The sequence below is a fragment of the Streptococcus sp. 2106 genome (genome assembly GCF_013277315.1).
Taxonomy (GTDB): domain Bacteria; phylum Bacillota; class Bacilli; order Lactobacillales; family Streptococcaceae; genus Streptococcus; species Streptococcus pseudopneumoniae.
This window is the reverse complement of record NZ_VMMS01000102.1, coordinates 1-8,367: the sequence shown is the minus strand read 5'-3', so window position 1 is coordinate 8,367 and position 8,367 is coordinate 1. Positions and strand designations below refer to the sequence as shown.

9 protein-coding genes and 1 tRNA gene are annotated in these 8,367 nt (G+C 38.7%); 9 read left to right on the top strand and 1 reads right to left on the bottom strand.

Features of this window, described 5'->3' with window-relative positions:
- Positions 1 to 161: 161 nt before the first annotated feature.
- From HT723_RS10010 to gap, 3 genes are all read left to right on the top strand, one after another.
- Positions 162 to 845 carry an ABC transporter ATP-binding protein gene (locus tag HT723_RS10010; RefSeq protein ID WP_172935130.1) on the top strand — a complete coding sequence of 228 codons (684 nt, stop codon included), beginning with the start codon at positions 162 to 164 and terminating at the stop codon, positions 843 to 845.
- On the top strand, positions 814 to 2,115 hold the full coding sequence (locus HT723_RS10005; RefSeq protein ID WP_166730778.1) for an ABC transporter permease: 1,302 nt from the start codon (positions 814 to 816) through the stop codon (positions 2,113 to 2,115). The genes HT723_RS10010 and HT723_RS10005 overlap by 32 nt, the downstream gene beginning before the upstream one ends.
- 176 nt (positions 2,116 to 2,291) lie before the next feature.
- Positions 2,292 to 3,299, top strand: coding sequence for a type I glyceraldehyde-3-phosphate dehydrogenase (gene gap / locus HT723_RS10000; RefSeq protein ID WP_000260684.1), 1,008 nt, complete (start codon positions 2,292 to 2,294; stop codon positions 3,297 to 3,299).
- Between the two features lie 68 nt (positions 3,300 to 3,367).
- On the opposite strand, the gene HT723_RS09995 is transcribed toward gap, so the two are convergent.
- A complete protein-coding gene (locus HT723_RS09995; RefSeq protein WP_078892095.1) occupies positions 3,368 to 4,243 on the bottom strand; it encodes an RluA family pseudouridine synthase in 876 nt (291 codons plus the stop codon).
- Positions 4,244 to 4,329: 86 nt separating this feature from the next.
- Here HT723_RS09995 and pbp2a point away from each other — a divergent pair, with 86 nt between their 5' ends.
- The 6 genes from pbp2a (at position 4,330) to HT723_RS09965 (ending at position 8,271) form a co-directional block, all read left to right on the top strand.
- The gene (gene pbp2a, locus HT723_RS09990) at positions 4,330 to 6,525 is read left to right on the top strand and encodes a penicillin-binding protein PBP2A (protein ID WP_172935129.1); all 2,196 of its coding nucleotides are present in this window, start codon (positions 4,330 to 4,332) and stop codon (positions 6,523 to 6,525) included.
- A 52-nt stretch (positions 6,526 to 6,577) separates the two neighbouring features.
- Positions 6,578 to 6,730, top strand: coding sequence for a 50S ribosomal protein L33 (gene rpmG / locus HT723_RS09985; RefSeq protein WP_001809375.1), 153 nt, complete (start codon positions 6,578 to 6,580; stop codon positions 6,728 to 6,730).
- Positions 6,731 to 6,739: 9 nt separating this feature from the next.
- Positions 6,740 to 6,916 (top strand): preprotein translocase subunit SecE, encoded by a 177-nt coding sequence (secE, locus tag HT723_RS09980; RefSeq protein WP_001210991.1) that lies wholly within the window; start codon positions 6,740 to 6,742, stop codon positions 6,914 to 6,916.
- 54 nt (positions 6,917 to 6,970) lie between these two features.
- Positions 6,971 to 7,507 (top strand): transcription termination/antitermination protein NusG, encoded by a 537-nt coding sequence (gene nusG, locus HT723_RS09975; RefSeq protein ID WP_000376739.1) that lies wholly within the window; start codon positions 6,971 to 6,973, stop codon positions 7,505 to 7,507.
- A gap of 120 nt (positions 7,508 to 7,627) precedes the next feature.
- Entirely contained in the window at positions 7,628 to 8,107 is a 480-nt protein-coding gene (locus tag HT723_RS09970) for a transcriptional regulator (protein WP_023936990.1), read from the top strand.
- A 92-nt stretch (positions 8,108 to 8,199) separates the two neighbouring features.
- Positions 8,200 to 8,271: transfer RNA gene (locus HT723_RS09965), tRNA-Glu, on the top strand.
- Positions 8,272 to 8,367 lie beyond the last annotated feature (96 nt).

Below are 8,367 nucleotides of genomic sequence, written 5' to 3'. Positions count from 1 at the left end.
TTTTCGAAGAGTATTACTTGCTATACATCCAGAAGCAAACTCGGCAATAGAGAAAAAATTCTAAGCAGTAGGTTCATAGTGGCAATCAGTGCTGATGTCGCTTGAAGGCTTTTCTATAATTATGATGTATGACGATAACAGTTTTAAATAAGGGGGAAAGAATGTCCATTTTATCCATTAAAAATATTTCAAAATTTTACGCTTTGGACGGCAAACAGAAAGAGCAGGCTCTAAGAAATATTAACCTGCAGATTGCTGAAGGGAAAATCACTGCGATTTATGGTCCGTCAGGATGTGGCAAAACCAGTCTATTAAATATTATCAGTGGTTTAGATAGGGAGTACGAGGGAATTTTAGACTTTAAAGGGGAATCCCTCCGTGACTTATCAGAGATTGAACTAACTCAATTTCGTAAAGATAAGATTGGATTTGTGTTTCAAAACTTTAACCTCATTCCTCATCAGTCTGTTTTGGACAATGTCAAGCTACCTCTCTATGTCAAAGATTTATCTGACAGGGAGATGACAATGGTTGCAAAGGAGCAATTAAGTAACTTGGGCATGGAGCCTTTTGTAGCTAAAAATGTTAAACAACTTTCTGGTGGGCAAAAGCAACGTGTAGCAATCGCGCGTGCACTGGTAAATCAGCCTGATATGATTGTAGCAGATGAGCCAACGGGTTCGCTGGATTCTCAATCCCAAGAAATGGTATTGGAGGTATTTAAAAATTTAGCCCAAACAGGGAAAACAGTACTAATTGTAACCCATAATCCAGAGGTTGCTGAATATGCAGACGTGATTATCAAAATGAAGGATGGTGAAGTCGTTGAAGAAGTCAAAAAATAAAGGATTATCATTGAAAAATAAATTCAAACTTTCTTTAAATAACTTTCTGGAGAGAAAGTGGCGTAACCTATTGATTGCGCTAGCAACCTCAATCGGTTTTGTAGGAGTCTTAATTTCTTTCGGCTTGGGAAATGCATTGATTTCGATGATTGATGAAAATACGAATGGAGGTCAAATCCCTTCACAAGTTCAGATTGCTTTAAACACAAAAAATGTTGGACGAGGCTTTTTGAACCAAGATGATAAGAACTACATCACGGATACAGTTGGAAAAGAAGCTATTAAATATTTGGAGAGTCCTTTTGGGATGATCATGTCAAATATGACTATAGATGGTCAAGAAATGGATCTGAGTCAAACGATGCCTTCTTATGCTCAAGTAGTGAGTCTCTATGAGGATACAAGTATCTCTGTTAGTAGTAATGAGGCGGACAAAGTGTTAGCTGGTTCCCTCTATACGGATTCAAATGAACAGGGATTGACGATTCCAAGCAGTTTACTAAAAAATTGGAATGAACAGACAGGAAAAAATCTGACAGCTAGTGATATTATTGGCAAATCAGTCTCAGCCAGCATTGTAGAAAATGATGCTGAAGCTAGCAAGACTGCTCAATTTCAAACAAAGATTGTACGTGTAATCAATGATGAAGATGACTTGGAGGACAGCAACAGTTTCATGCCGTCTCATCAAATGGAAACGATTTTGAAAGAAGCTGGATTTACAAAAGCTGTATCTTATTTTATCTTGGAACTCAAAGATCCATCACAAACAAAAGCGATAACAGAAGAATTGCAGAAAAACAAGAAGTATACTGTTCTTTCTCAACAGAAGGTTCTTGATATTGTGATTACTTTTATTCGTGTCATTCAGGGATTGTTGATTGTACTTTCATCACAAGCTATTGTGGTAGCAGCGGTCATGATTGGTATCATTATTTACATCAATATCATGCAACGTTCTAAGGAAATAGGTGTCATGAAGGCAGTTGGTTATCAAAATCGTGATGTCAAAGGAATTTTTATTTACGAGGCTATCTGGATTGTAGGCATCGCCTTGTTACTGGCCTTTTTGGTTGCACAAGGGGTGGGAAGTTTGGCGAATGCGGTTGTAAATCACTTTTACCCATCCATCACGAAGGTTTTTGAATTAAATCTTTTATCTGTTTTAGGAACTCTAGCTTTCGCTCTCTTGCTTGGTTATGTCTCAGCTTACTTCCCAGCGCGTAAAATTAGTAAAATGGATCCTGTAGAATCGTTACGCTATGAATAGTAAGGGATTCCTTGATTTACAGTTTAAAAAAGAAACTAACATAGAAAAACAATGCCCGTACTTGCAATTAAACTTAAATAGTTATATAATAGGTTTGTTGAAAGGTGATTTGTAGTGATTCAAGTTACTCTTTTCACAATAAAAATTTCATGATTTTCATAAGGAGGAAATCACTAATGGTAGTTAAAGTTGGTATTAACGGTTTCGGACGTATCGGTCGTCTTGCTTTCCGTCGTATCCAAAACGTAGAAGGTGTTGAAGTTACACGCATCAACGACCTTACAGATCCAGTTATGCTTGCACACTTGTTGAAATACGACACAACTCAAGGTCGTTTCGACGGTACTGTTGAAGTTAAAGAAGGTGGATTCGAAGTTAACGGTAAATTCGTTAAAGTTTCTGCTGAACGTGATCCAGAACAAATCGACTGGGCTACTGACGGTGTAGAAATCGTTCTTGAAGCTACTGGTTTCTTTGCTAAGAAAGAAGCAGCTGAAAAACACCTTAAAGGTGGAGCTAAAAAAGTTGTTATCACTGCTCCTGGTGGAAACGACGTTAAAACAGTTGTATTCAACACTAACCACGACGTTCTTGACGGTACTGAAACAGTTATCTCAGGTGCTTCATGTACTACAAACTGCTTGGCTCCTATGGCTAAAGCTCTTCAAGACAACTTTGGTGTTGTTGAAGGATTGATGACTACTATCCACGCTTACACTGGTGACCAAATGATCCTTGACGGACCACACCGTGGTGGTGACCTTCGCCGTGCTCGCGCTGGTGCTGCAAACATCGTTCCTAACTCAACTGGTGCTGCAAAAGCTATCGGTCTTGTAATCCCAGAATTGAACGGTAAACTTGACGGATCTGCACAACGCGTTCCAACTCCAACTGGATCAGTTACTGAATTGGTAGCTGTTCTTGAAAAGAACGTTACTGTTGATGAAGTGAATGCAGCTATGAAAGCAGCTTCAAACGAATCATACGGCTACACAGAAGATCCAATCGTATCTTCAGATATCATAGGTATGTCTTACGGTTCATTGTTTGACGCAACTCAAACTAAAGTCCTTGACGTTGACGGTAAACAATTGGTTAAAGTTGTATCATGGTACGACAACGAAATGTCATACACTGCACAACTTGTTCGTACTCTTGAATACTTCGCAAAAATTGCTAAATAATTCTTGAGTCGATAAAAAGCAAGGCCTCTTGGTCTTGCTTTTCAAATATTTAAAAATGGATGACACAATCATCCATTCTTTTTTAATTCTGTTTCAAAAGTATCTGATAGGACAGTGAAGCTTAATTTCTCTAGAGTAAGCGGATGGGTAAAGGACAGTCGGAAGGCGTGGAGCATAAGCCGACTCGTCTTTGAATTGCTGTTATAGAGAGGGTCGCCCAAAATAGGGAAGTTATGATGCGAAAGGTGCACACGAATCTGATGGGTTCGCCCTGTCTTTAGTTTACAACGGACAAGGGTCGTTTTGTTTGGGAATTGCTTTAATCTGCTTACATGCGTTTCAGCATATTGCCCATTTTTTGTATCAACTATTCGTTTTCTGCGGTCATGGCGATCACGCCCAATTTTGTCTTTGAAAACAAGTTCTTTGCTGTTGATATTTCCGTCAACAAGCGCCCAATATTCCCTAGAAATCTCTTTTTTCTCCAATAAGCGGTTGAGAATGGGCAGGATAAAAGGATTTTTGGCAAAGAGAACCAAGCCACTGGTTTCCATGTCCAGACGATGAACGACATAGCAGGTTTGGCCAACATAGGCACTGACATGGTTGAGAAGGGCGATTTCGTTTGGCTGATTACCATGCGTTTTCATCCCCTCTGGTTTGTTTACAATAATCAAGTGTTGATCTTGATAAACTTCCTGCACTAAGTCTGGGTTGCCCCAAGGGATTTCTTTTTCGGGATAATCTTCCTCGTCAAAAGTCAACTGGCAAACATCTCCAGGACTTACCATCTCGTTCCAATGAACTTCTCGCTGATTAATCAAAATGTGTTTCTTGATTCTTAAAAAATGACGGATTTTTCTAGGGATGAGGAGTTGCTCCTCCAGTAATTGCTTTACCGTCATTTGAGGTAGAGAGTCTGGTAATGTAAATGTGAATTGCATACAGATATTGTAACAAAAAAAGCCCTATTTGGATAGGAAATAGCTAAATTCTTGTCTTCCTATGATGAAGATGATAAAATAAACGCATGAAATTAGATAAATTATTCGAGAAATTTCTTTCTCTTTTTAAAAAAGAAACAAGTGAACTAGAAGATTCTGATTCTACTAGCTTACGTCGTTCTCGCAGTGATAGAAAAAAATTGGCCCAAGTGGGTCCAATTCGAAAATTCTGGCGTCGTTATCATCTAACAAAGATTGTCCTTATACTAGGTTTGAGTGCAGGCTTGCTAGTTGGAACCTATTTGTTTGCTGTAGCTAAGTCAACCAATGTTAACGATTTGCAAAACGCCTTGAAAACTCGGACTATCATTTTTGACCGTGAAGAAAAAGAGGCTGGTGCCTTGTCTGGTCAAAAAGGAACTTATGTTGAACTGACTGACATCAGTAAAAATTTGCAGAATGCTGTTATTGCGACAGAAGACCGTTCTTTCTATAAAAATGACGGGATCAACTATGGTCGTTTCTTCTTGGCGATTGTCACTGCTGGTCGTTCAGGTGGTGGTTCTACTATTACCCAACAGCTGGCTAAAAACGCCTATTTGTCGCAGGATCAAACCGTTGAGAGAAAAGCGAAAGAATTTTTCCTTGCCTTAGAATTAACAAAAAAATATAGTAAGGATCAGATCTTAACCATGTACCTTAACAACGCTTATTTTGGAAATGGTGTGTGGGGTGTAGAAGATGCGAGTAAGAAATACTTTGGAGTTTCTGCGTCAGAAGTGAGTTTGGGTCAAGCTGCGACTCTGGCAGGGATGCTCAAAGGGCCGGAACTGTATAATCCCTTGAGCTCTGTAGAAGATTCTACCAATCGGCGCGATACTGTCTTGCAAAATATGGTTGCGGCGGGATATATTGATAAAAACCAAGAAACCGAAGCTGCAGAAGTTGATATGACTTCGCAATTGCACGATAAGTATGAAGGGAAAATCTCAGATTACCGCTATCCTTCTTACTTTGATGCGGTGGTTAATGAAGCTGTTTCTAAGTATAATCTAACAGAGGAAGAAATTGTCAATAATGGCTACCGCATTTATACAGAGCTGGACCAAAACTACCAAGCAAATATGCAGGTTGTTTATGAGAACACCTCACTATTTCCGAGGGCAGAGGATGGAACATTTGCACAATCAGGAAGTGTAGCTCTTGAACCGAAAACAGGGGGAGTTCGTGGGGTTGTCGGTCAAGTTGCTGACAATGATAAAACTGGATTCCGGAATTTCAACTATGCAACCCAATCAAAACGTAGCCCTGGTTCTACAATTAAGCCTTTAGTTGTTTATACGCCAGCAGTTGAGGCAGGTTGGGCTTTGAATAAGCTCTTGGATAACCATACCATGCAGTATAACAGCTATAAGGTAGATAACTATGCAGGAATCAAAACGAGTCGAGAAGTTCCTATGTATCAAGCCTTGGCAGAATCGCTTAATCTACCTGCTGTTGCTACTGTTAATGATTTGGGCCTTGATAAGGCTTTTGAGGCAGGCGAAAAATTCGGACTCAACATGGAAAAGGTCGACCGTGTTCTTGGCGTCGCCTTGGGAAGTGGTGTCGAAACCAATCCTCTGCAAATGGCTCAAGCATATGCTGCCTTTGCAAATGAAGGTTTAATGCCGGAAGCACATTTTATTAGTAGAATTGAAAATGCTAGTGGTCAGGTCATTGCGAGCCATAAAAATTCACAAAAACGGGTGATTGATAAGTCTGTAGCTGACAAGATGACCAGTATGATGTTGGGAACATTTACAAACGGAACTGGTATTAGTTCATCGCCTGCAGACTATGTCATGGCAGGAAAAACTGGAACAACTGAAGCAGTTTTCAATCCGGAATACACAAGTGACCAGTGGGTGATTGGTTATACTCCAGATGTAGTGATTAGCCATTGGCTTGGTTTTCCGACCACTGATGAAAATCACTATCTAGCAGGATCTACTTCAAACGGTGCAGCCCATGTCTTTAGAAACATTGCCAATACCATTTTACCTTATACACCAGGAAGGACCTTTACAGTTGAAAATGCTTATAAACAAAATGGAATTGCACCAGCTAACACAAAAAGACAAGTACAAACCAATGATAATAGCCAGACAGATGATAATTTGTCTGATATTCGAGGACGTGCGCAAAGTCTAGTAGATGAGGCTAGTCGGGCTATCTCGGATGCTAAGATTAAGGAAAAGGCTCAAACAATATGGGATTCGGTAGTCAATCTATTTCGCTAAGATGCTTGTCAAAGCCTAGCTTTCTTGTTATAATAGATAAGATGGAGGCGTTATGGCACTAAAAAAAGCAAGCCTAGCTTGTGCGGTTTGTGGTTCGAGAAACTATTCAATCAAGATCAGTGGAAACCCCAAGCCTACACGACTAGAAGTAAATAAATTTTGTAAGCATTGTGGCAAGTACACTACACACAGAGAAACGAGATAGGAGAGAGCGATGCGTTTTATTGGAGATATTTTTAGACTTCTTAAAGACACAACATGGCCAACTCGCAAGGAAAGCTGGAGAGATTTTCGTTCTATCATGGAATACACAGCTTTCTTTGTAGTAATTATTTACATTTTTGACCAGTTGATTGTTTCAGGTTTGATTCGATTTATTAACATTTTTTAGAAGATTAGTGGAGTTAATTACACTAGAAATCTTCTATTTATGAAAGGAAATATCATGGATAGTTTTGATAAAGGGTGGTTTGTTTTACAAACTTATTCTGGTTATGAAAATAAGGTAAAAGAAAATCTATTACAACGTGCACAAACCTACAATATGTTGGATAATATTCTACGCGTTGAAATTCCAACACAAACAGTGCAAGTTGAAAAAAATGGAAAGAGAAAAGAAGTAGAAGAAAATCGCTTTCCAGGTTATGTTCTTGTAGAAATGGTGATGACAGATGAAGCTTGGTTTGTTGTGCGAAACACACCAAACGTTACAGGATTTGTCGGATCTCACGGGAATAGATCAAAACCAACACCATTATTGGAACAAGAAATTCGTGACATTTTGGTATCTATGGGACAAACTGTTCAAGAATTTGATTTCGATGTTGAGGTTGGTCAAACTGTACGTATTATTGATGGTGCTTTTGCAGACTACACTGGTAAGATTACAGAAATTGATAATAACAAAGTGAAGATGATTATCTCTATGTTTGGTAATGACACAGTTGCAGAAGTAAACCTAAACCAAATCGCAGAATTATAACCCAAAGAGAGGCAAGACCTCTCTTTTTTGTGCAGTTGAGACGGTGTAGAGAACAGAATGGATGAAATGTGCCAAAAGTGTTTCTGAATCTGTTAGACTGTACACAGAAAGGGGAAAAGAATGATTAAAGAATTGTATGAAGAAGTCCAGGGAATTATATATAAGTGTAGAAATGAATATTACCTTCATTTATGGGAGCTATCGGACTGGGACCAAGAGGGAATGATTTGCTTACATGAATTGATTAGTAGAGAAGAAGGACTAGTAGAAGATATTCCTCGTTTACGTAAATACTTCAAAACTAAATTCCGTAATCGAATTTTAGACCATATCCGTAAACAAGAAAGCCACAAACGAAGATATGATAAAGAACCTTATGAAGAAGTGGGTGAAATCAGTCATCGTATAAGTGATGGAGGACTCTGGCTAGACGATTATTATCTCTTTCATGAAACACTAAGAAATTATAGAAATAAACAAACTAAAGAGCAACAAGAAGAATTAGAACGCATCTTAAGAGATGAACGCTTCCGAGGGCGTCAAAGAGTGTTAAGAGATTTACGTATTGTGTTTAAAGAGTTTGACATCCGTACCCATTAGGAAGTCATGCAAAAAAGTAAAAAAAATTTTAAAAAGGTGTTGACAAGTCTGAAAAAGATTGTATAATAGTAAGAGTTGAAAATAACAACTCTGGTCCGTTGGTCAAGGGGTTAAGACACCGCCTTTTCACGGCGGTAACACGGGTTCGAATCCCGTACGGACTATAGTATGTTGCGGTTGTAACACTTGATGAAAAAAAGATTAAAAAGTTTCAAAAAAAGTGTTGACAAACGAAAGTGACTGTGATATACTAATATAGT